Here is a 24,681-nt window from a genome sequence, read left to right as displayed (position 1 = left end):
GAATCGCGTAAAAACTTTTTGCACGTATATTTTATCAAATACTTGATTTACAATGCATCTAAAAGTGTTTGCTTTTTTTGGCGGCTGGCAAGCGATGGATAATTGTGTTTTAGAAAATTGTTGCGATAGCACAATTATTCTAAAAAAACAATCGAGTGATTGGTAGGCGGCAATTTTACATAACGGCAAATTATAGCTACAAATATAAACGTGAGGTTTAATCATAAACGCCACAAAAGAATTTTAATGACCCAAGTAGCTAAGATCACTATGAAATAGAATTACTGTGGGATATTTTACATAGTATTACATTATAGTTACTAATAATAAACTTGCGTGCGTAAAACGGCTTTGACATAATATCTATCGATATAATACGCTGGCGCGTACTTATATCTGATATTATATCAAATACGCGGTATCCGCCGTTTTACTCAAATAAACATATTTGTACTATAATGTACTTGCGTTATGTCACTTTGCTTTGGGAAAAGCAAAGTTTTTTGTTCTACAGTTTGTTTTAAAAGTTTTCTAACGAAATGTTTCTTAAAAAAAGGTAATGGAACACTTATTATATGAGCCGACGGGAGGAGGGGAGTGTAATGTGTGTGGAATGGGTTAAATTGGGATATTTTATTATTATATTTATGTAATAATTTGATATATATTGATTAAATCTCCGACATTAGCAATTGTAAAATAGAATATTGGTCTAATTTCTACAAATTACTTTATTACAACTCAACTAATTGGATCAAACAATAAAACTTTGTATATTTCTGTATTCCCCTAATTTTAAATATTTAAAATTTTTATTTTAATCAGCTATCTCGTACAGTCGTACTCATACTTATATGTCAAGAAAAGCCAGAAATTATAGAATATCCGACATAAAAAAGTTATTTGCTTTTTCAGGAAATCAATGCGCAAAGCCTGGTTGTACAAATCCGGTCATTGCTGAAGATCAAAAGACCGTGATCGGACAAATTTGTCATATTTCTGCAGCGAGTCCAAATGGTCCCAGGTATAATGAAGAAATGACAGACGAAGAAAGAAGATCATACGAAAATTTAATACTCCTTTGTGGAGAGCATCATGAAATCATTGATAATATTGACAATGTAGATGATTATGATACTGAAAAACTAAAACAATGGAAGAGGGATCACGAATTACATTATCAAGCTACTCCACTCGAAATTAACCAAGAACAAATAGAAATTCTAGTAAAACGTCTTTCGCAAAAACAAAAAGATCCTTTACCAATTGTAATTTTTACAACCTTGGTTTCGGTTTTCTCCGGAATAAATCAGATTTGGGGCTTCTTCGCTAAGATTAACTTTTTTACTGTTATTACTTCAATTATAATTGGTGTAACAGTTTTATTATTTTTTGAGAAATTTATTAAAAAAAATGTAACTGCTGATAAGTTTCTTAAAATATACAAAATTAGTATTAGGAAGTTTGTTCTATTACTTTCTCTATTCATCATAATGTTCGGAACCATACCGTTTACTTCTCAATTTCTTTTGGCGCACCACTATTCCAATAAAGCTGAAGACTTCTCCTATCTGGGTTTAATTGCAAAATCTAAAAATTATTTAACGAAGGCTTCTTCGATATATAACAAGTTGGGATTGAAAGAAAAAAGTAATGAAGTAACTCTTAAACTTGCAGAATCTTTTATTCATTTAGGTGATATGGGTGAGGCAGATAAGATTATTTCAGAACTTCAAAAATCACCCAACTTGAGTTTGTCCAACCAAACCAAACTAAATATTGTAAAAGGTAATAAAAATAGACTGTTGGGGAACTACATAAGAGCAGAAGCCGACTATCAAAATGCACTACAAACCGCCGATACAACTTCGATAGACCATGCCACAATTTTGTTGAATAAGTCAGTAATACTAGATGGTAAAGGACCAAATTACAAAGAGAAATCTAATAAATTATGTCAAAAGGCTCTATCAATTTTCAAAATTAAAAATGATAAGAATGCCCTATCGACTACATATTTAAATTTATCGGCAAGGCACCAGTCAAGTCCGGAGATCGCAATGCTCTATTTAGATAGTGCAGCTTTCTACAATCAAGAAAGAAAATCCCCTCATTTAAATGGACTAATACTTGCGAATCGAGGGTTTATTTTTCTTAAAAAAGGTAATATTCTCAAAGCGAAAAGCGCATATCTGGAATCTCTGGATTGGTTCGAAAAAACTAATAATATAGCTCGTCAATCGGATCTGGAAATAAAACTGGCGCAGGTCGATATTGCACAATCAAAAAACCCTGATGCATTGCAAAGAATAAAACAATCCATTGCCTTAGCAAATTCAATATCCGAAGAGGGCAATATTGTTAATCCCATCAAGATTGCAAATCTATCTGTAACACAAGCTACTGTCCTTGAAAAAATGGGTAAATTCAAGGAAGCGGAACAACAATATCAAAAAGCACTTAAACTGTTAAATAAGCACAGAAGCTATGATGTGGAGCTTAGAGCAATGATTAATTATTCGGCCTACCTCCAGAAACAGAATAGGCGTACTGAGGCAAGTCAATTGTTAGATGAGTTATATTCCTTATTAGAGACTCAGGATGAAAGCCAAAGTACCTTAGCTGTTCTAAATAATTTGGCAAAACTCCATATGGCGGGGAATAGACTAGAAAAATCGGAACAACAATATAGAGAGGCCTTAAATATTGCGAAAAGACTAGGTGATCGAGATTCTGAAGCCTCGACTATGGAAAATTTAGCAATTGTGCTTAAATTGAGCAATAAACCGGGATCGCAAAAACTACTTAATGATGCACTCAAAATATATCGAAAACTAGACAATCAAACGAATGTGGCAAACTGCCTGTTTAATATTTATAAGTTGACGAATCAAAAACAGGCGTTAGACGAGATGCTAGATTTTCTTGATTCTTCAGAAATAGATTATGACACCTATGCTACAATAGTTTTGGGACTTACTACATACGAGATAGCCAAACAAGAACTTCTAAACCATAAGGATAGAATCAAATCAATCCTACATAGATATAAAGATATTGATTCAATTATCAACGAGGTCGTTATAGGAAAATGCCATTTACGTTTAGCTCAAATAGAATTGGAATTGGGAAATCTACATAGAATTAGTAAACATTTGGAATATATAGATAATAGTTTTGAGCATTTCGAGTATTTTGAACGAATAAACATTTATACTCAGGCTGCATTCTTAAAGGCGGCAATAAATGACTATCGCTCTGCTACTGTCAATTTTTTTGATGCATTCGATTTACTCAGCAACGATATTGATCAGCAAATATTGATACTAGGATTAATCGAGAGAATTTGGTCAGGGTTTGATGACCCTATAAAGGAGACCTATATAAATAAACTTAGTAAACTAAAAGTGGAAACTGTGAACCCCGCTTTGAAGAATAGAATAGATCGGTTTATTTCGGTTTCGAGCTAGAAAATTATATTTGTTTGAAAATAACTTTGTGTAAAAATTTTATATCAATCGGTCTATAATGTACTAAAGTTTAATACTTCTACAGTTTATATTAAAAGTTTTCTAACAAAATGTTTCTTTAAAAAAGGTAATGGAACACTTATTTCCCGTTCGACGATAGGAGAGTAGGGGAATGTGTGTGAAATGACAAATTAAACGAGTAACTTTATTCTTATCTGATGAAATACTTAAGATATATACTTTCTAATGGCTATCCCCATCGTGATGAAATAATTTATACATTATTCTGTGAAAATGATAAATTTTATGTTGGGCATACATCAAATCTATTTAGTAGAATGAAATATGGCCATTTTGGTAGATTAAGTAACAGATTACAATATCTTAGGACAAATCCTCCACTTGAGTTATTATTTATTATACGGACTGGAATTACCTATAGTGATAGTATTAATATTCACGATTTAGAGGATTACGTAACCGTTATTGTTAGTAAAAAGTATGGTGCTGAAAACGTATTTGGTGGTTTCAGACACCTAAAGAGAGCTGATAAAAGAATAAAATTTGTTGAAGAATATGACTATTCAGCTAATAAGGAGACAATAGAATTAATCGATCCATTAATTGATTTTGAATTACCTGAAATAAACGAAATTATAGATACTCTTAATAGGAAAAACAATTAAATATAACAAGAAAATTTCACTACTTGCTATTACCTGAAACTATAGAAGGATGGTAGAAGAATGTTCTTGAAATGGGGATATTTCTCTTAATTTAATTTAAAATATGAGGTTTTCCCGCAAATATAAATCATCTGCTTTCTGTAAATTTGAAAATATTCTTTTTAGTTTAAAATTATAATTACCCCACTCACTTTTGTTTAATTGTCTAATTAAATTGAATTATAGTAAACTTAGTTCTATGGATAGTTTCAGGAATTAATTTATGATTTAGTGTTCAAGTAAATAACTTTAATTACAAAAATATGGGAAGTAGTGGTTCAGGAAATTTTTCAGATTATCCGGGGAGTAAACCAACAGGAGGAGGAAAATCTGGTGGATCAAGCGGTGAAAACAAATGCGAAAAAGCTTTCACAGCTATGTTAGAGGAAATAGACAGATGCCCTTATTATATTGAAAAAAAAGATGTTCCTAAAGTAGGGGATGAAGTTAAAATAGGCTTTGATAAAAGACCAACAGCAATTTCGAAAGATGGTTTGACTGTGGGTTATCTTCCTACAAAATTTAATTATATAAAAATGTGTTTAGATGATGGCTATTCTTTTATAGGAAGAGTAGCTAGTTCTTCTAGTGATCTGGTTGCAGCTGTAAGTATTGATGTTATACCAAGTAATTAATGAAATCGGAAATTTGTATTCTTGGAGATATAGTAACGGATATTACTTTGCCTCAAAATGGAGATGAAATTAAAATTCGTTTTGGTGGTATAACTCATTCTGCCAGAAGTTTATGGGCGATAAACACTGATTACGATGTTAAGTTTTTTGCGCCATCATATCTTTTTAAAGAAATTTACAAGTTTTGTAATCATCACGGTGTAAAGGAAACCCTTCCATTAGGTATAATAAATGGGGCTCCCTATACATTCTTGATTGGTAGCGTTAAAGAAACAGGAAATCAATTATATGATTTTATCCTAAGGGATCAAATAGAGATTGAGTATAATACCGAAAATTTTAAAAGCCTGAAAGGGTATAAAGAAATATTAATAACCTCTGGGAACTTTAATTTAGGTTTGATTTTAAAAGAAATAGACGAAAATTGTAACGTACACATTGATTTAAGTAATAATATATCGTCATTTTCACAATTGGATGGATATTATTTTAAAACCATCTTTTTATCCACATCATCAGATTTATTTCTTAGCAATTATAACGATTCATTTGAACAATTTTACTCGCTATTTAAGGGTAGATGTGGTGTATTAGTTCTTAAAGAAAATAGGGGTGGGTCTAGAATTTACGATTTTGATAATGAGAAAAAATATCAAATACCATCAATTACTCAACCCATAGTACATTCTGTTGGAATTGGTGACGCATATAATGCGTGTTACATTGCCAATTACCAAAAGTTAGGTATTAATAATGCTGCTTTTTTATCTTCTTGGATTGCTTGTGAATATGCCTCAACAACTTATCCTGATGATTTTAAAAAAAATATATCAAGGGTTTTAAAAACTAAAATTGAGGATATAATTTCAATGGGAGGCTGTGTTTTACCTTGGGAAAAAAGACAATTATTTCCAATTTATATTGCTGCACCTGATTTTGATTATCTGGATACATCACAGATCGAGATTTTGGTAGAATCATTACAATATCATAATTTTTGCCCAAGAAGACCGGTGAAAGAGAATGGACAATTATCTATTAAGAATACAAAAGAGGAGAGGATTAACACCTATAACAATGATATTGAATTAATTAAAAAATGCAAATTACTAATAGTTGTTTATATAAATGATGATCCAGGAACAATGATAGAACTTGGATACGCCAAGGCTTTAGGAATACCCTGTTTAGTGTTTGATCCCTATAATAGAGCTTATAATTGTATGTTAACCGAAATGCCTGAAATAGTATCATCTGATTTAGATGTTATTATTTCTGAAGTATTTAATGAATTATCGAAATTAAATGAATAACAAAGTAATTTTACTAGCCTCTGGTGGATTAGATTCAACAACAATGGCATATTGGTTATTAGACAAAGGAATAGATTTTATTCCTTTATTTATAAGATATGGTCAACATTGCGTTGATACCGAACTTGCAACTTTGAAGAGTGTTTTACCAAAAACGCACGTTGATAAAATTGAAATTATAGATATTAGTAGCGTTTATAAATATTCTAATAGTAAATTCATAAATGAAGCTAATTTATGGGAAGATAATATTACCGCTGACGATTTATATATTCCATATAGAAACATATTAATTCTTACATTAGCAGCCTCTTTTGCACAATCTTTAAAAATAAAAGAAGTTTATTCAGCATTTATAAATAGTAATCATGCTAAAGAAATAGATTGTTCAAAGGAATTTTTTTCGAGAATGGAAATGATGTTAGGAGAATATGGAGCTATTAAAATTAAAATGCCATTTTTAGAAAAAACAAAATTTGAAGTTGCACAAATAGGTATAAAAGTTAAAGCACCAATAGGAAAAACATTTTCCTGTCAAGCTTCCTCCGAAGTTCCATGTGGGGCTTGTCCGAATTGTGTCGATAGGTTAGAAGCATTAAATAAATTATAAACTAGAAATACTATGCAAATAGTAATAGAATCTGCCAGAAGTTTAGTTGAATATATTAAATCTTTAGATGAGCTATCTTTAAATCAACAAAGAAGATATTCCGGTTATACTCATATTGGAGCATTGTTCACAGATATCATTTTACAAGCTGGATTGAATTACAAAAGCGTTGTGAAGCCTCGTGTTGAAAGGGTTATGATAGATTTTCCTCAAGCAAATAATGTTGATAATTTAGAATTAGCTATTGAAAAATATGGTCTTGAGAAAATTTTAAATTGGAAACATCCAGTTAAACTTGAAAGATTTAGTGATTTAGTAAGATTCTGTTCTGAAAGAAATATTAATAGTTGTGATGATTTAACCGACTTTTTAAGCTATAGAGATAATAGAATTTTGTTTTTATCTGTTAAAGGTCTTGGCCCTAAAACACTAGATTATACAATGAAATTATTAAATTTTGATACAATAGCCGTAGATCGACATATCATAGGCTTTATGGAATCAGCCGGTTTGCCTCATATTAATTATGATTATACTAAGAAAATAGTAGAATTCGCTGCTGATTTATTAAACGTTTCTAGATCATCATTGGACGAAACTATTTGGTATTATATGTCTTCAAAAAATATTGTTTCTACAGATACAAGACAGCTAGAAATGCAATTTTTATAAAATTTCAGAATGGTAATATTATGTAAAATAGAATCTAAAAGCTAAAAAACGGCCTCAGAAAACTTTGGCATAAACAATAGGCAAAGGAGCGTCGATATTTTAGAGATTCTAGTACTAAGGTTTAATCAAATTTTTGCATATTCATTTTTGTCTCAAACAATCTTATGAGTTAGAGTGCTTTCTAAAATATAGCGACTGCGCCGTGATTGTTTCCAAAGTTTTGTGCAGCCTTGATTTTTTTGTTTAGCTCACGCGTTAATACTTTATTGGAGTTCGTGAATCTCTATTGAGATCTGGCTACCGCCAAATCTCAATCTTCGATTTCTTTTTGTATCAAGACAAAAAGATATGCAAACCTTAGTAAGTTTAGTCTATGTTCTGCAGTTAGCATGTGCATAGACGAGTTTACAAAATTGATCCTGTGAATCAATTTTGTAAAGCTGCGAGATGATGCGGCTGGATAATGTTTGCAGAGATACAAATCATAAACGCTAAAAATGCTTATGCGGGAACCTTCACGAGAATCGCGTAAAAACTTTTTTCACGTATATTTTATCAAATACGGGATTTATAAGTTACCTAAAAGTTTTGCTTTTTTTGGCGTGGGCTATGCGGTTGGATATTGTGTGTAAAAATAAATGCCATATCAGGCATTTACATTTTTATAAAACAATCGAGCGCATAGGCAGCGGCAATTTTACATAGATGTCGCTATATCTGCAATTATATAAAATACTTCGTATTCGCCAATTTGCTTCAATAAACACATTTGTACTATAATGTACTTGCGTTATGTCACTTTGCTTTGGGTAAAAGCAAAGTTTTTAGTTCTACAGTTTATTTTAAAAGTTTTCTAACGAAATGTTCCTTTAAAAAAGGTAATGGAACACTTATTATGCGAGCCGACGGCAGGAGGGGAGTGTAATGTGTGTGGAGTGGTTCTAATTTCTCGAAGTTTTTACTGATTACGGATTTCCATAAAAAACATAAAATAAAAGTATTTACTTTTATAAGAGACTTAAAAACAGGTGTTTTTACTTATTTTTTGATAAAGAACCTCTTATTAAGTTTAAATATTCCAATCGTCATTTTATAATTCTCCCTAATCTAATATTTATAAAAAATATAATACCCTGCAATGGGTATGGTTTTACGTAGTCTAATTATCTAGTTTTGAGAATAGTAACACATTGTTTAATTAATAAACTCTTGAAGTATTATGGGGGAAGAAATAGAAATTAGCTTTGCTTTAAAAGAGGACAGAGCCAAAGTTGTTTTAAAAGTGTTGAATACTGTTGGTCAAAACACCAATAATGCAACAATTCGAAAGGTAATGAAATATTTACATCAAAATATTAAAAAGGATATTTGGGCAGATAATTATATAGAACTACTTCTTATTGCCAAACTTACGAAAGAAAGTGGTGTGGTTGGAATACATAAAAATTCTAGTTTAAAGAATTATATCGGATTTAGTCACCATGCCATGGTTCATTTATTGCCTAAATGGTGCAATGCTATTTTAAAGAAAGTGGCAATTGAAGGAGATTTAGGTAAACCGTCTAAGAAAATAACCTCACAGCAGACTGTAAAAGCAAAAAAAGTGTTGGACCTTATTAAATTGATTATCAATGAACTTCCATAAATATAATACATCGAATTTAGTAGTTCTATTTTTTTTAATTTCGAGTGTAGTGTCTGCCCAAGATCTTAAGATTCAAGTAGGACAATCTGTAGATAATTCAACAACAAAAACTAAAGCCGGTTCAATTACTGCGACTTTTCCGAGAGATACAATTCCTAACTCAGAAAGCATTCAAGGTTTTATTGAAGTGGGATTAAATTTTCCTGACAATACAATAAAGAGTTATTCCGTGAGCGTATTTGCTGAAAAGCATCGTAATAATTTAATAAATAAAGAACAAGATGTTACCCAATTTGGGGGACAAATAATGTTTCATCTTTGGGAAAATTCGGAGTTCTTTTTATTAAAAAACTACAAGGTGAAGTTTTTGGGTACAGCAAAATACTCAAATGATAGAATAGCCAAAACAGATGGCGGACAGTATCTTTTACATTTTAATCTTGCTTCTAAAGGAGTGGGAGGGAATTTTGGAGATGCTTTACTTAATATTGAAAACTTTTACCCTAGGGATGAATATAAAAATTACGAAAATAATCCAGATATTGAAAATCCAGATTCTAGTAAACGATTTACTTCAGATTATATTCAATTTTCCAGTTCCCACACCTTTGGAGTCGAATATATGTCAAATGAAGATTTAGTATTGGGTAACATGGTTTATTCTTTGAATATTTATCCCTTAAGTGGATTGATATATCGTGTATTTAAACAATACCGTATGTTACAGTTTTCTTTTGGAATTGATCATCGATTTCAAATTAATTCGAAAAACACGGAATTGTTTGTTGGTAATTTACTCACTGCATCTGCAGGAGTTAACTTTTTAATTAATGAAAAAAAAGGATATCAATTAGGACTTAAATATGCCTATCAAGAGGGAGGAAACCCTTTAAAAGGCCTTGCTGACCAAACATTTTCTCAATTAACACTTACAGCTAAATTTGTATTGGATAAATAAAAAGAAATTAACAATTCTATAGATATGAAACTAAATATAACACTTTGCTTCTTCTTATTTACTTACTTTTCTTTATTGGCTCAAGAGTCTGGTAGCCAGGTTTACAAACCAAAATACAACACTATTACCCATAAAATACTCAGAACGGAACAGAATTTAACAAATAAATCAGGAAGTGGATATAATTCAATGTACAAATTACTCGATGATATTATTGATTCTGCTAAATCAAAGCTTGATCCAATTATTTTAGATTCTTTGACTGATGATAGAGAAAAAGCCATAACCATTCTACAATCAATTAATAGGACTCTCAAAGGATTTAATTTTAATTTATACATCCATACCTATACCTTAACTGAGATGTTAACAAAAAAGAAAATGGATTGTGATACTGGTTCAATGTTATATATTATGGTTGCACAAGAATTGAACCTTCCAATTTATATGGTAGAGGTTCCTAATCATAGCTTTATTAGGTACTATTATTCAGATGCAGAGTATCTAAATTGGGACACAAATGTAGCGTTAGGTTATTCCATATCACCAATCTATAGTGATACACAATACATGCATGGTGAATCGGTTACAAATTCAAGTGTATTCACTATAGAGGAAGCAGTAAAAAATAAATATCTTCAATCAATGTCTCTGGATGATGATGAAGCTTATTTCTACAGCCTAGTTCTTTCTTTAACCGACCTAAAGGCAAGGGAAACTAGAAAAGTTTTAGAGAAATCTCTCGAATTGAGACCATTTAGCCACTTATCTAGAAATAATCTTGCTTGGTTTCTACTCACCACGAAGGAATATGCTAATGTGAAAAATGATAATATTATTGCTCTTAAGCTTGCTACAGAAGCAGTAAGTATGTTTGAAGATAATAAAGCCTACAATGACACGATGGGATGTGCGTGTGCTTCTAATGGAGATTTTACTAAAGCAATAATGTATGAGAAAAAAGGAGGCAACGACAAAAAGCAGCTAGATGGTTATAAAAATAATCAAACATGTTTTGAACTAGGATATAGACCTCAAGATTAATGACAACATTTTCTTTAAAAGTTTTCTAACGAAAAGTTCCAATAAAAAAGGTAATGAAACACTTATTACCCGTTCGACGGTAGGAGAGTAGGGGAATGTGTGTGGAATGGTAGAGAATTCGCCCTGTGTTTTATTGCGTAATGTTAATATGATTGTTAAAAAGTCCTAAAACAATCTGTTTTTGATAAGAAATCTAATATTAAATTTATAATTCGTCATAATTACCCCTCTCCAAATATTATTTAAAATTGGTCAAATAAAAAATTTGACTAATACTGTTTGTTTTGAAATTAAGTATTAGTATTATGAATAAAATAGAATGTCCAAATTGTTCAAAAGATATATCCGATAAAGCTATTTTTTGTGGAAGATGTAAAACACAGGTTAAATGTCTAGACTGTAAAGAATTGTTGAGTTTGGATGATATATGTTGTGAGGTTTGTGGGAAGGATATTAAAAGTAGAAGTGAACCTTCTTCAATGAATAGAATTGTTTATGATGGAAAAAAGTTTGAAGCTGAATTTACTGATACAGTAGGTAAGGATGTTACAGAAACATTCGGTAAAATTTTTATGGCAAATCAGAAAAAGTTAGGAACAAATAGTGCTCAAACTTCAAATAATGAGGATCCTATCTCTGAAAGTATCATTGATATAGTAGGAGAAGAAATAAAAGAAGAAAATACTCAAGTTACAAATCAATCTAATCAAGAAGGTATTGATTTTATCTTTAGAGATAAAAATGGAAAATTGGATCTACTTGAAACGGATTTAAAAGCTTCTGGAAAAACAAATTATGCGATGAGGCTAACTTATTTGATTGTACTATTCTATAAAGAAAAAGGAAAAGATAAAATTGATAAGTCAACCATAAATGGCCTTTTAAGTTATTGCGGAGTATATGATGGAAATTATAGAGGGGCATTTAGCAATGCTAAAGCTCATTTTATGGTAGATTCTGAAGGAGTTGAGTTTAGAAGACCTGGTTTAATTCAAGCCAATAAATATCTCCAGGATGTTTTAAATGATAAAGTAACGGGCAAATGGGATTTAAGCAATTTAAAATCAAGCTCATCAACCAAAAATAAAACTACTGCTAGAGACAATAAAGAGGAAAAAAGAAGTAAAAATTCAAGTTCATCACAAAAGATAAAATTGGTAAAAGATTTAAACTTATACCCAAATAATAATAGAAGTCTTAAAGATTTTTATGGAGAATTTGATGCCAAAACCAACTATGAAAGGAATCTACTTATTGTTTACTATTTAACCAAAGTTTTAGGAAATACAGAATGTGGATTGGACCATGTTTATACTTGTTATAAAGAACTAGGTTTGAGAATACCAACTGCTTTATATCAAAGTTTAAAAGATACTGAAAAAGATAAAGGTTGGATTGACACAAAAGATATAAATAAGATATCCGTACCTACCAAGGGGGAAAACGCAATTAGCCATGATTTAAAACGTAAATAGATATATGGCTATAGATATATTCTGTAATAACATTAAAGAGTTTAATAATCTAAGTAGCTCGGAACAGATTGATTATTTTGTCTATTATCTTTTGATAATAAAAAAACAAGATGGTGTAAAAGCAAAGGATATTAGTAGTTGCTTTGACGAAATGCATCTACCACCATATTCAAATATTGGATCTTATTTAAATAGGTTTTCAAAGAAAGGTAAAAATCAAAAATTTATAAAAAGAACTAATGGATTTTATTTAGAAAGAAGTAAAAAACAGGAAATAGATTTAATCACTAATAACAAGCCTTTACCTAAACCTTCGGATGGTTTGTATCCTCAAGTTTTACTAGAGAATACAAGGGGATATTTACTTAAAATAGGCGAACAAGCTTCTATTTGTTATGATATTGGTTTATTCGATGCTTCTCTTGTTATGATTAGAAAATTGTTAGAAACCCTAATAATTGAATGTTTTGAGAGACATGGTATTGAACAGAAAATAAAAGGTAATGATAATCATTACTTTTTTTTGAGTGATTTAATCGATAAGTTTCTTTTAGAAAGCAAGTGGTCTGTTAATAGAAATACCGCTAGAAGTTTACCGAAAATAAAAGCTTTAGGCGACTTAAGTGCTCATAATAGAAAGTTTAGCGCTAAAAAACCTGACATTGATAAAATTAGAGATGATTTGAGAATTGTAATTGAAGATTTAATGCATACAATAGATTATTCTAATTGGAACAAATCATGATTTATTTCATAACCAAAAATTCTGAATAAATAATGGATAGAAGTAATATATATGTAGCTTATACTGGAGGAACTATTGGAATGAAGAAAAGGGCTAAAGGTTTTACTAATGTTAAAAATCAGTTTGAAAAATTTATAAGAGGAAGTAAAGAATATCAGGTTTGGAATAATAATCGGAATATCGATATCACGTTCAATGAATATAAGAAATTAATTGATAGTTCAGACATTAAGCCAAGAAACTGGAATGATATTCTAATGGATATTAGAAAGAATTATGATGATTATGATGGTTTTGTTATTGTCCATGGGACTGATACATTAGCCTATACTAGTTCAATGCTCTCTTTTCTTATAAAATCTCTTCGCAAGCCAATTGTTTTAACAGGTTCACAAGTATCAATATTTGAACCTAATAGTGATGCATTTAATAACCTATTTAATTCTTTTGAATTAGCGACAGGAAGATATGGTGTTCAGGAAGTTTGTATAGTATTTAATAATTTGATTCTAAAAGGCTGTAGAGCAACAAAAGTAAGTTCAATACAATTTGATGGTTTTATGTCTCCAAGGCAGAAATCACTTGGAAGAATAGACAATGGGATTATCAATATAGATAAAAGATACTTATGGACTTCAAGTAGGAATACATTTAGATATGCGGATATAGTTTTGGATAAAATTGAAGTTGTGGTAGTCAAATTATTCCCAGGAATTGATTCTAAATTTTTAATGAGTATTGCGACTGATAAAAATGTAAAAGCTATTGTGGTAGAGGCATATGGATCTGGAAATGGTCCTGCCAGCAATGAATTTAAAAAAGCCTTAATTGAACTGCAAAATGCCGAGATAGTAGTCGTTGTATTGAGTCAACCATTACATGGTAATGTGGTATTTGGATCCTATGCTAATAGTAATGCTTTTAAAAAATTTGGGGCTATCAGCGGATTTGACATGACGACTGAAGCTACTGTAGCAAAGTTGTATTATCTGATCAAACAAGGAAAATCTTATTCCGATATACAATCCTTAATGGGTTATAATATGCGAGGAGAAATTAATAAAAGAGGAAAATTACCGAAAATCAAGATTACTAATTGATCATATTAAATTAAGGTTAGTTAATTCTATCTCAGAAAACTTTGGAGAAAACAATAGGTAAAGGAGCGTTCATATTTTAGAGGTTTAGTACAAAGGTTTAATCAAAACTATAGATATTGATTCTAGTTTAAAGCAATCTTAGGAGTTAGAATGTTTTCTAAAATATAGCGACTGCGCTGTGATTGTTTCCAAAGTTTTGTGCAGCCTTGATTTTTTTGTTTCTTTTTTCATCAAGGAAAAAAGATATGCAAACCCTTATGATGTTTAATCTGTGTTCTGCAGATAGCATGTGCATAGACGAGTTTATGAAATTGATCCTGTGAATCAATTTTGTAAAGCTGCGAGATGATGCCGCTGGATAATGTTTGCAGAGATACAAAATCATAAACGCTAAAAATGCTTATGCGGGAACCTTCACGAGAATCGCGTAAAAACTTTTTGTACGTATATTTTATTAAATACGCGATTTATAATACACCTAAAAGTATTTGCTTTTTTTGGCGTGGGCTATGCGGTTGGATATTGTGTATAAAAATAAATGCCATATCAGGCATTTAAATTTTTATAAAACAATCGAGCGCATAGGCAGCGGCAATTTTACATAACGGCAAATTATAGCTACAAACAGCAGAATGTTTCTTATTTAGTACTAAACTCAAGAGCCTAATGTTTAATGACCCAAGTACTACAGTTTATTGTGTGTTCAAGACTTTATGGGATATTTTACATAATATTACATTATAGCTTACGAATATTAATGAAACTCAGGTCGTAAAACGGCTGTTACATAAATGCTGACGATATAGACCTAAAGGCGCTATATCTGCATCTATGTAAAATAGAACCGAAAAAGTTCTATTCGCCGTTTTACTCATATATTATATTTGTACTATAATTTATATTATGTAAAATAGAATATTTGAATGCTGCTCTACTATTGATTTAGTTCAGATTAATTATTCGATACCGCTGTATGATTCTTATCTTCTAATTTTGATACCATACCTCTATATCGTATCGATGTTCGGTGATTGCTCTGTATCATAATATCACTTCTCAAATTTGAATATAGTGTTATTGATATTCTAAGCCATTCTGTAGCATTCCTAATTTCAAAATTTATGGAGTACCGTTGCTTTTTCTCATTATATGTAACCTTAGTATGTTCTGGTACACCATCAAATTCTATATTGTTATTTTTATTATTAAAACCTGCAGATATTTGACGTTCTCCAAAATATGGTAAATCCACAGAGATACTATCTCCCAGGATTCTAAAATGATTATAATTTCCGATTAGATTTATATTGTTTCCTGTACTTCCTACAGGTAATAATCCGCTATTGGCCAATGCGTTAAAACTACCGCTCGTTACTGGTGATGCCCAATCCGATATAATCTCTAGTTTTTTTTGCGCTACCAATTCATCTAATGTTTTACTTTGTTCTGTAGATACTACTGGACTTTGTGAACTTCCACAACTCAATAGTAAACAGCTTATAAGTACTAAAAAAAGAGTTTTCATTTTTTATGATAAATATTACTGATTATTGCATCAAATAATATACCATTTTTTTAAATATCAGCACATTTTTTTAACATAAGTTTCAGTGAATCAGGTAGTATATAGAAAATTTTAGTCCCTAAAACCTATACCTTCCTCGCACATACAATAAATTTGGAGTTCCATAATATCCAAACTCCGATGTGCCAAAGTTTAGATTATGATTTACCTCTAAAGAAAAATTAGTATCAAAATCATACCCCATACCATATATAAACTTAGTTTGTAAAGGAACTTCTATATCATGAATATCTACATTTCGTGTAAGTTCTATTTCCAAACCAGAAAAAAAATGAAATTTATTTGTTAATTGTAATTTTCCTCTAATCGGCATTTTAAAAACATCTGCAGAAAGATATGTGTCATTATACCCTTGTAATTCTATAAACAAATTTGAATTTACTTTGTAGTCAATTGTAAAATATGCATGCTGTTCACGACTTGATAGTCCAGAATATGAAAATCCACCAATTGCTAACTTTGATTTCTTATCTACTACTCCATTTGCATCTGTTTCTTTTTCCTGAGCATGTATTTGTTTTCCGGATAAGAAAACAGAACACACGACTCCTACTACAAGTACATAATGCCTTTTTCTAAGTATTCGAAACAGTTTTAACCTTGGTTTGTTATATAGTAAAATGTCACTATTTCTCATAATTAAGTGATGGTATTGGTTAAAAAAGTACGATTCACATAAAAGACTATTAAAAATAGTATAGCGTTACAGAATATAACATTCTGCTTTAAACCTTTGTGGGCCAAATGCATTACTTTTGCCAGATGCAAAAAAATAAGTTCGCCCAGTTTGAATTTGTAACCCTTATGGCATCTCTAATGTCTATCGTAGCTTTGGCTATAGATGCACTTTTACCTGCGTTAGATATTATAGGGATTACTATTGGTACCCGGCAAGTCGCAGACAATCAGTTATTAATAACCATGATTTTTCTGGGTCTTGGTATTGGTCCGTTATTTTTTGGCCCCATATCAGATAGTATAGGTAGAAAACCTGTTGTGTACATGGGGCTATTACTTTTTATTATCGCAAGCTTTATCTGCGTTTTTGCGACAAGCATAGAAATGATGGTATTGGGACGAATTCTGCAAGGTATTGGGTTATCTGCTCCCAGAACCATTGCTATTGCTATGATTCGAGATATTTATAGCGGAGATTATATGGCACGTATCATGTCATTTATTACTGTAGTATTTCTTTTGGTGCCCATTATTGCCCCTGCATTGGGTAAATTTGTATTAGATCATTATGATTGGCAAGCTATATTTTATGTGCAAGTACTATTTAGTATACTAGTCTCTTTTTGGTTTTGGAAAAGACAAGCCGAAACCCTCGAAATATCTAAACGTATAAAATTTACATCTACTATTTTTATAGATGGCCTAAAGGAATTAATGCAATACAAAACGACCATTGGCTATACCCTTATTTCGGGCTTTATTGTGGGTTCTTTTATGGTATATCTAAGTACTTCTCAACAAGTTTTTGAGCAGCAATATCAATTAAAAGAAGAGTTTCCGTATATATTTGGTCTTTTGGCAATCTCTATAGGTTCTGCTATTTTCTTAAACGGAACACTAGTTTTAAAATATGGTATGGAGAAATTGGTTACCACTTCTCTACTCGCATTTTTTGCAATTTCACTTTTATATATTGTATTGTTTTATAATTCTTCAAATCCAAGCGTAGGTATATTATTGCTATTCTTCGGAATGCAATTTTTTGCTATTGGTTTTTTATTTGGAAATTTAAGGGCGTTGGCCATGCAACCTATTGGTCATATTGCGGGGATAGGTGCTGCAATCACAGGTTTTGTTTCAACTATTATGGCGGTTCCTATTAGCACTTACATAGGGAGATTTGTTTTGGGGACTACTCTACCTTTATTTATAGGGTTTTTGGTCTGTGCACTACTTTCAATTATAATTCTTGTATATCTAAAAGTATCTGTAAAACAACAACGTGCTACTTAATTAATAAAGTGATTACCTATGCGATCACTATGCATGTTTACGATCTTCAGGTATAGATAGATCACCGTTTCCGGCAATAGCGAATTGGTCTCTCTTTGATCCGTATCCAAAATTAGAAGATCTACGATATTTATTCTGGAAATCTGCGAATCGTCTTTTTCTAGTGGTTTTTTCTTTATTACTCATAGTGGAAAGTTTTAATGAATCACGCGACTAACAATTAATTCTCTTTCTAAGTTATCATTTTTTTTAATTTTAGTCTACTCATTCGTAGCACTTTATATTTATTTTAAGATACGTACGAACAATCCTTCTTTTAGGGTTTAGAGTTCAATAAAAATTTCCTGTTCTTCGTTTGTATTTAATAGGATTGAAATTTTTCTGTTTGCATACCCTTCTGCTATAATAAGTATATCGTATTTTCCTGGAGTTAGATCATTCCAGAAAAAAGCTCCAGTATCATCGGTTACTTGAGCTATATCTACTAATCGTGTCATCCCAGTGATCGTTAAAGTTATCACTGCTTCTTCTACAGGGTTTTTAGATTTTTGATCTACTATTCTTCCTCTAATTGTAGCTGCCATTAGTTTTTATATTTGTTTTTTAAAGAATGAGCATTCTCTCTTATAAAAATGCTCATTCTTTCTGTTTTACTTACTATTTGTATTTGTTTTTCCAGTTTTTAAGATTCTTAAACACGGGTTTTGTAATTCGGGTAGCAGAATTACCCAAAGAATATCCATTGGTATGGATTCCTACAGCATAACGTTTACCATTTTTGATTCGCCATACCGGAGAACCACTTTGCCCTCCTGCAGTATCAATATTATATACTAATGTTCTGGATGTAACTGCTTTAATTTTTCTGGCATGCCACCACTGTGTACCTGCTGGTTTATCCCCAGGATATCCAGAAAGATTTACTTTTAATCCTAATAAATCAAAGAAACCATAGTTTCCATATCCAAAATACCCTACTTTGTTACCATACTTACAGTTTTTGGGAAGTATAATAGCTCCATAGTCATGGCTTCTCTTTTTACTCTTAGTCCATCCTTTAACCGAATGGAAATGAGAAGATTTACATGATCCGTATGGTTTTTTAGCACCATTTCTTCCCGGGATTACTTCTATACTCTTAGCCCAGCCACCATGTTTATGCATATAAACTACATGGCCAGCTGTAATAACTGTTCTGGGGCCGATAAGAAATCCTGTACCAATCCAATTGGTACCATCTTTTGCTTTGATTCTTAAAGAACAGATAGCACGCCAGGGATACTTGGTTGTTCCCTTAATTTGTTTACGATCATCTTTACCGATAACAACTTCTTGCATCATTTTCTTACCACTTTCGCTACGCATTAGCATTGCTGCAGTAGGATCTCCAAACTCAGCGTAATATGCATCCAAAAGATTTTCTTCATCTTCTTCTTCGTTTTCTTGCTCTTCTAATACCGAGTAATCGTACCCCGAAACTTTTTCTAGAGTACCTTCTTCGGTTTGAGAATTTTCTGTGGTACCACTTTCATTACCTTCAAAAGGTGTTTCGAGATCCTCAAAATCCTGATCTCCCCCACTGTTTTCACTACTCACCTCTAAGTAGTCGTTGGCAGATTCTTCTGTTTCCTCTTCCAAGGTATCATCAAATTCTTCAGTTTCTATGATATCTCCTGTTCCTTCAAAAGCCTCTTCGACAACTGTTGTTTCATCAGTAACCTGATCTTCATATATTCCATTTTTCTTCATGATCTGTGTTTTTATAAAATTTGTTATATCAAGAGTTCTCATGCATAGGTTCCCTCTACTTCTTTTTTAAATTGCAATTTTATTAAGAGCAAAAGTATAAATAACTAAAACATTAGTAAAGAGTTAAAAGTCTGTAAATCAAAAGGTTGAATGCCTGTTGGTTTTGTAGTTGAATGATGGTATAGAATTGGGGTAAATAAACCCTTGGAATGATTCTTGATTATTTCTAACTTAGTAAAATTATAATTATCCCTATGAGAACTTTTCTCTACATATTGATTGGTATTTTGTATGCTCAAGGATTTGGGCAAGATATTATTCCTAACGCCACACAATTACCAACCAGCCCAACTTCTGATTATGCCTTAATCAATGACTATCAAGGCATTGTTTTTGACAAAGAAAAGTCAAGAGTTTCTTTTGATTTTATAAAAGATGAAACTTCTGGTACTATTGCGGGTTTAGATTTTAAGATTAATTTCAATCCTAAAGATCCAGAGAATGCAAGTTTTAAAGGTACTGCCCTTATTAATACACTAGATACTGATAATTTTTTGCGTGATGGACATTTAATGTGGGAAAAATTCTTCTATAGAAAAAAATACCCAAAAATAAGATTTGTGAGTACCGATGTAGTTGCTTTTGACACCAATACTTATAAAGTTATTGGCAACCTTACTATTAAGGGAATACAAAAAGAAGTGATTATCACATTCTCTCTTGATGACAAAAAATTATTAGGCAAAACTACGATTTACTCTAGTGATTTTGATGTTAATATCCACGACAAACGAGAGCAAAACAAATTAGATATTCGTTTTTATTTTCCGATACTTAGATAGTTTTTTAGTATCTAACTGTTTCCATTTTTTTCACTGAAAACAAATATATTTAAAAAAGATACTCCAGATTGCTTCTTCTTAATTGTATAGGTAAATTTTATCAGTAAGTTGTGTATCAAAGAATACCAAACAACGCTTAATTGTTTTTTTAAATCCTATTACTGCTGAAATCTAATTCTATTAACGACAAATTGTTAAATTGAAACGACAAATGCTGAGTATTTTCCGTGATATGTAAACGACAGCGGTAATTGTATTGCTTTTTGGTCAATATGTACTAACGGAATTCCCTTACTATTTTTAGTAAAATAAATCAGAGACGAATCTATATTTAGTTTTTCAGAAATTATTTCTTTCAATTTAGAACGTGCATTCGTTTTTTTACCATATACAGAAGAGTGATACTCTTCATCAGATACCATTGCAATGCTATACACATATTCATTTTGCGTTTCTGTAATTATTTTATAACGGTAATTACCAACATAAACCTCTCCTTTTGGCGTACATTCAAAGTTTAGGGGGTTATACCTTCGAGAAAGGTTAAATCGCCTTTGGTGGGCTTTATATGCCGCCTCTTTCATACTCCAAAACTGCCAGAGTTGTATTTCTGCTTTTTCTGAAGTGAAAATATACTGCTGTTCCTGTATGGTACATATTTTTTGAAGCCACCCTTTTCTCTGCCAATTACTTTGTGTTTTGGCTAATTGAAGGTCTACAATATCATTACCGATCATTTCGAAGCTAATTTATCTTCTATCACAGCAATTGAAGCCTTAACAGTTAACATTTTCTCCATCGATTCATTATCAATCTCAATATCGAATTCATCCTCTACATCAAGCACTACATCTACCAGATTGGCAGAATTAATTTCCAGATCCTTTATAAAATCAGTGTTTTCTGTAAGAGTAGTGAGCCCTTCTTCATTTTGTACATACGGTGTTATGATTGTTTTTAATTTAGAAAGTAATTCTTCTTTTGTCATAATTTAATTAGAGTTGATTCAATATTTATTTTTGATACTATTTTTATATGTATTTTTTAAAGATAACGCAAGCGTTTACATCTCCAAATCCAAAACTAGCTTTTGCAATAATATTAGGAGCATAATCCAATGTTTTGGTAGGGATTCGATCTCTGGACACCCAATTTTCTATTTCGGGATGTAAATCTTCACAATTTATATTTCCAAAGATGAAATTCTCTTTCAATTGTAATACAGTTGCTACGCTTTCTATACTACCAGAAGCTGCCAGGCAATGCCCTACTAAACTCTTAAGTGAATTGATATACGGGAAATCCTGTCCTTTTCGCCCCAAGGCTATGCACCAATTTTGTATTTCGACACTATCCATCGTTGTAGCGGTTAGATGACCATTGATTGCATCAATTTCTCCTGGATCTATTCCTGCATGCGCTACCGCTTTACGAATACAATACTGTACTGCATCACTATTAGGAGCTGTCATACTTCCGCCTTTACGTTGTCCACCGCTATTTACATGTCCGCCCAAAATCTCTGCATAGATTGTAGCTCCTCTTTTTTGGGCATTATCCAGGCTTTCGATAACCAAAGCTCCTGCTCCACTCCCAGGCACAAAACCACTAGCTGTTGCGCTCATGGGGCGCGATGCCCCGGTCGGGTTATTATTATACTTATATGGGAGAATACGCATAGCATCAAAGCCTCCCCATACATAGGGACCGCTATCATTTGTACTACCCGCCAAAATGACTTCTGCTTTACCATCACTTATTCTGTCATAGGCCATCAAAATAGCTTCGGTTCCTGTACTACAAGCCGAGGAATTAGTGGTAACCACATTTCCACATCCTAACATACCACCTAAAAAAGCACTAATACCACTGGCCATAGTTTGTGTAACTGTGGTACTCCCTAATCTTCTTACTTTACCTTCGTCTACCTTATAAATGGCTTCTCTAAATTTATCGACACCTAATATTCCGGTTCCAAAAATTACCCCGGCATCCCAAAGTGGTGTTTCAGAATCATTGATAGGTAACTTGGAATCTTTCCAAGCATCCATACCAGCAATAACGCCATATTCCATCCCAGAAGCATTTAAACCACGTAGTTGAATTGAATTAAAGTAATTGTTTAAATTATCATGTTTATAAATTGGTAAACCAGCTATTTGACATGAAAAATTTAGATCCTCTAATTTTTTAATATGTTGTATACCACTTACTCCATCATAAACATGTTTTTTAAAAATTGAAACGTTCGTTCCATTTGGAGCAACCACACCTAAACCTGTTATAACGACACGCCTTTTATTTATCATCTATAGCTAAATTAATAATCGATACTATTTTCTTTATAGCAATTTTAGCTTCAGATAGTATAGGTAGTATTGGCCATATATGAAGCATTCCTATTCCTTTAATAACTTCTATTTCACCATGGGCTTTTTTTATTTTATCTATTAGCACCTCTTGATCAGGAGTACAGATATCATTTGTAGCTGTAAACAAGTGTATTGCCGGAAAATCATCAAAATCACCGTATATGGGAGAAATCATCTGGTCTTTTAAAGATAATTGACCTGCACACATTTTCTTTGCAGACTTCACCCCCTTTATGCTAAGGATAGGGTCTATCAAATCAATTTTTTCAATTTTCGGATTTGTTAGACTGGCGTCTATCATTGGTGTAATCGCTATTAATCTATTTGGTAATTTATATTCTTCTTTTAGTAATCGTTGCGTAAGAGTCATAATCAAATTTCCACCTACAGAATCACCAATTAAAATGATTTTAGACGGATTGTATATTTTTATCGCTTCGAGATATACTTGATAGATGCTTTCTGTTATCGTTTTAATAGTGTTTTCTGGTGCTTTTGGGTAATCTACCATCCAGGCATGAGAACGTGCTTGTTTTGCGATCTTAGCGATTGCTATCCAGTTTTCTTGAGTTGGACCATAAACAAAGGCTCCTCCATGACAATACAATAACAAAAAATCTGTATTTGTATTTTTAGGGACAATACTAGTCACTTTACTATTGTATACCTCTTTAATTTCAAAGGCACAACCTAATAAAAGCTTTGTGTTAGGAGTATGTACATCTTGTTTTCTTTTTTTATGGTAATCAATAGGATCTTGAGACCAGGATTTCTTTTCTCCTTTTAGCCTAAGTACTAATTTCACTAACGAATATCCTATACTACTCATCTTTTATTTTTTAAAAGCTACTCCTGCTACAATACCTTTAGCAACCAACACATCCTCAGAATTATACATGGTAACTTTACATTTTAACTTATTAAACCTAAAATATTCTTTAGTAGCAATTACAGTTACTTTCTCTTCGGGATAGACGGGGTGGTAAAAATTAACATCACTACTGGTCATTGCTACTCCAAAATCGGCTTTATCCCATTCTCCTTTCAAAAGATAAATCCCAAAACATGCCATCCCAATTTGCGCCATACATTCGGTAAGGATTACCCCCGGAGTAATAGGATTGTCTTTAAAATGTCCTTCATAAAAATATTCATTCTTTAGAAATGTGTAGCTACCTTTGATATGATCATCATCAATCTCCAGAATTTTATCTACAAACAAAAATGGTTTACTATATGGCAGTTCTTGTATAATATCTTCTATACCCATAATTAAACGAGTTTAAAACGCACATCCATCCGGAAGCGGTTGTGTTCTTTCTAAATGATTAGCAAATTCACTTTCTAAAGTGCTTTTTGTAAATCCTTCGTTTACATTGCCTTTAAACACTTTATTGCCATATTTACTTGTATTCATATGTGCACGCACATACACTATTTGATCTTTCTTAATAGGAACAGGCCCTCCTGATCTCACAAAAGGCTGCTCATTTACATGACTATGTGCCAAAATCCTTCTGTAGAGCAATTCTCCATTTTCAAAAATAACTTCCCACCAATCAGCATATTGATCACATCCCTGATCCGGACTCTTAATACCAACATTAAAAGAATACTTATTCTCTTCTCCTGTTACCTCGACACTTATAACCTCTGCTTTATTATCATTTACACCAGCAACTACATTTCCCGCACTATTGTTATCTTCTTTGCAAGACAGAATGTAAAGGACAATGGGTAGACATAGAATTACTATATTTTTCATTTTAC

General features: G+C 31.8%; 25 protein-coding genes. 14 read left to right on the top strand and 11 right to left on the bottom strand.

Annotated features, from left to right (window positions below; genetic code table 11):
• The first annotated feature begins 854 nt into the window (after positions 1–854).
• From Z053_RS29850 to Z053_RS0104965, 12 genes are all read left to right on the top strand, one after another.
• Positions 855–3,470: a tetratricopeptide repeat protein gene (locus Z053_RS29850; protein ID WP_025663948.1), complete on the top strand. Its 2,616-nt coding sequence runs from the start codon at positions 855–857 to the stop codon at positions 3,468–3,470.
• Between the two features lie 218 nt (positions 3,471–3,688).
• Complete coding sequence (locus Z053_RS0105015) at positions 3,689–4,156, top strand: GIY-YIG nuclease family protein (RefSeq protein ID WP_025663947.1); 468 nt, start codon at positions 3,689–3,691, stop codon at positions 4,154–4,156.
• A 302-nt stretch (positions 4,157–4,458) separates the two neighbouring features.
• A complete protein-coding gene (locus Z053_RS0105010) occupies positions 4,459–4,830 on the top strand; it encodes a hypothetical protein (RefSeq protein WP_025663946.1) in 372 nt (123 codons plus the stop codon).
• The gene (locus tag Z053_RS0105005; protein WP_025663945.1) at positions 4,830–6,143 is read left to right on the top strand and encodes a nucleoside 2-deoxyribosyltransferase; all 1,314 of its coding nucleotides are present in this window, start codon (positions 4,830–4,832) and stop codon (positions 6,141–6,143) included. Before Z053_RS0105010 ends, Z053_RS0105005 begins: the two co-directional genes overlap by 1 nt.
• Positions 6,136–6,753, top strand: a complete 618-nt coding sequence (locus Z053_RS0105000; protein WP_025663944.1) for a 7-cyano-7-deazaguanine synthase — start codon at positions 6,136–6,138, stop codon at positions 6,751–6,753. Before Z053_RS0105005 ends, Z053_RS0105000 begins: the two co-directional genes overlap by 8 nt.
• Positions 6,754–6,765: 12 nt before the next feature.
• Positions 6,766–7,425 carry an HhH-GDP family DNA glycosylase gene (locus tag Z053_RS0104995; RefSeq protein ID WP_025663943.1) on the top strand — a complete coding sequence of 220 codons (660 nt, stop codon included), beginning with the start codon at positions 6,766–6,768 and terminating at the stop codon, positions 7,423–7,425.
• Between the two features lie 1,219 nt (positions 7,426–8,644).
• Positions 8,645–9,070 carry a hypothetical protein gene (locus Z053_RS0104990; RefSeq protein ID WP_025663942.1) on the top strand — a complete coding sequence of 142 codons (426 nt, stop codon included), beginning with the start codon at positions 8,645–8,647 and terminating at the stop codon, positions 9,068–9,070.
• Positions 9,057–10,028: a hypothetical protein gene (locus Z053_RS0104985; RefSeq protein ID WP_025663941.1), complete on the top strand. Its 972-nt coding sequence runs from the start codon at positions 9,057–9,059 to the stop codon at positions 10,026–10,028. The genes Z053_RS0104990 and Z053_RS0104985 overlap by 14 nt, the downstream gene beginning before the upstream one ends.
• A gap of 24 nt (positions 10,029–10,052) precedes the next feature.
• The gene (locus Z053_RS0104980; RefSeq protein WP_025663940.1) at positions 10,053–11,072 is read left to right on the top strand and encodes a transglutaminase family protein; all 1,020 of its coding nucleotides are present in this window, start codon (positions 10,053–10,055) and stop codon (positions 11,070–11,072) included.
• Between the two features lie 305 nt (positions 11,073–11,377).
• On the top strand, positions 11,378–12,547 hold the full coding sequence (locus tag Z053_RS29845) for a zinc ribbon domain-containing protein (protein WP_025663939.1): 1,170 nt from the start codon (positions 11,378–11,380) through the stop codon (positions 12,545–12,547).
• A gap of 4 nt (positions 12,548–12,551) precedes the next feature.
• Positions 12,552–13,292 carry a hypothetical protein gene (locus tag Z053_RS0104970; RefSeq protein ID WP_025663938.1) on the top strand — a complete coding sequence of 247 codons (741 nt, stop codon included), beginning with the start codon at positions 12,552–12,554 and terminating at the stop codon, positions 13,290–13,292.
• A gap of 32 nt (positions 13,293–13,324) precedes the next feature.
• A complete protein-coding gene (locus tag Z053_RS0104965) occupies positions 13,325–14,392 on the top strand; it encodes an asparaginase domain-containing protein (RefSeq protein WP_025663937.1) in 1,068 nt (355 codons plus the stop codon).
• Positions 14,393–15,344: 952 nt separating this feature from the next.
• Here the strand turns inward: Z053_RS0104965 and Z053_RS0104960 are convergent.
• Positions 15,345–15,917: a DUF4251 domain-containing protein gene (locus tag Z053_RS0104960; RefSeq protein WP_025663936.1), complete on the bottom strand. Its 573-nt coding sequence runs from the start codon at positions 15,915–15,917 to the stop codon at positions 15,345–15,347.
• Between the two features lie 118 nt (positions 15,918–16,035).
• Entirely contained in the window at positions 16,036–16,614 is a 579-nt protein-coding gene (locus Z053_RS0104955) for a hypothetical protein (RefSeq protein WP_025663935.1), read from the bottom strand.
• Between the two features lie 125 nt (positions 16,615–16,739).
• Between Z053_RS0104955 and Z053_RS0104950 the strand changes: the two genes are divergently transcribed.
• The gene (locus Z053_RS0104950) at positions 16,740–17,948 is read left to right on the top strand and encodes a multidrug effflux MFS transporter (protein ID WP_025663934.1); all 1,209 of its coding nucleotides are present in this window, start codon (positions 16,740–16,742) and stop codon (positions 17,946–17,948) included.
• Between the two features lie 27 nt (positions 17,949–17,975).
• On the opposite strand, the gene Z053_RS31325 is transcribed toward Z053_RS0104950, so the two are convergent.
• From Z053_RS31325 to Z053_RS31035, 3 genes are all read right to left on the bottom strand, one after another.
• A complete protein-coding gene (locus tag Z053_RS31325; RefSeq protein WP_160170047.1) occupies positions 17,976–18,134 on the bottom strand; it encodes a hypothetical protein in 159 nt (52 codons plus the stop codon).
• Positions 18,135–18,271: 137 nt separating this feature from the next.
• Entirely contained in the window at positions 18,272–18,532 is a 261-nt protein-coding gene (locus Z053_RS0104940; protein WP_025663933.1) for a carboxypeptidase-like regulatory domain-containing protein, read from the bottom strand.
• A gap of 73 nt (positions 18,533–18,605) precedes the next feature.
• Entirely contained in the window at positions 18,606–19,697 is a 1,092-nt protein-coding gene (locus Z053_RS31035; RefSeq protein ID WP_152538258.1) for a trypsin-like serine peptidase, read from the bottom strand.
• A 254-nt stretch (positions 19,698–19,951) separates the two neighbouring features.
• Here Z053_RS31035 and Z053_RS29840 point away from each other — a divergent pair, with 254 nt between their 5' ends.
• A complete protein-coding gene (locus Z053_RS29840; RefSeq protein ID WP_025663931.1) occupies positions 19,952–20,539 on the top strand; it encodes a YceI family protein in 588 nt (195 codons plus the stop codon).
• Positions 20,540–20,733: 194 nt separating this feature from the next.
• Here Z053_RS29840 and Z053_RS29835 read toward each other — a convergent pair whose 3' ends face one another.
• Genes Z053_RS29835 through Z053_RS0104900 form a run of 6 tightly spaced genes read right to left on the bottom strand, consistent with a single transcriptional unit; the run spans position 20,734 to position 24,676 of the window.
• Positions 20,734–21,276, bottom strand: a complete 543-nt coding sequence (locus Z053_RS29835; protein WP_025663930.1) for a 4'-phosphopantetheinyl transferase family protein — start codon at positions 21,274–21,276, stop codon at positions 20,734–20,736.
• The gene (locus Z053_RS0104920) at positions 21,273–21,527 is read right to left on the bottom strand and encodes an acyl carrier protein (protein WP_025663929.1); all 255 of its coding nucleotides are present in this window, start codon (positions 21,525–21,527) and stop codon (positions 21,273–21,275) included. The genes Z053_RS29835 and Z053_RS0104920 overlap by 4 nt, the downstream gene beginning before the upstream one ends.
• A gap of 43 nt (positions 21,528–21,570) precedes the next feature.
• Positions 21,571–22,848, bottom strand: a complete 1,278-nt coding sequence (locus tag Z053_RS0104915; protein WP_025663928.1) for a beta-ketoacyl-[acyl-carrier-protein] synthase family protein — start codon at positions 22,846–22,848, stop codon at positions 21,571–21,573.
• Positions 22,838–23,740, bottom strand: coding sequence for an alpha/beta hydrolase (locus Z053_RS0104910; protein ID WP_025663927.1), 903 nt, complete (start codon positions 23,738–23,740; stop codon positions 22,838–22,840). The genes Z053_RS0104915 and Z053_RS0104910 overlap by 11 nt, the downstream gene beginning before the upstream one ends.
• Positions 23,741–23,743: 3 nt before the next feature.
• Complete coding sequence (locus Z053_RS0104905; RefSeq protein ID WP_025663926.1) at positions 23,744–24,181, bottom strand: 3-hydroxyacyl-ACP dehydratase FabZ family protein; 438 nt, start codon at positions 24,179–24,181, stop codon at positions 23,744–23,746.
• A gap of 12 nt (positions 24,182–24,193) precedes the next feature.
• A complete protein-coding gene (locus Z053_RS0104900; protein WP_025663925.1) occupies positions 24,194–24,676 on the bottom strand; it encodes a hypothetical protein in 483 nt (160 codons plus the stop codon).
• Positions 24,677–24,681: the final 5 nt, after the last annotated feature.

The organism is Aquimarina megaterium XH134, assembly GCF_000520975.1.
Classification (GTDB): Bacteria; Bacteroidota; Bacteroidia; order Flavobacteriales; family Flavobacteriaceae; genus Aquimarina; species Aquimarina megaterium.
This window is presented reverse-complemented; position numbering and strand designations above follow the sequence as displayed.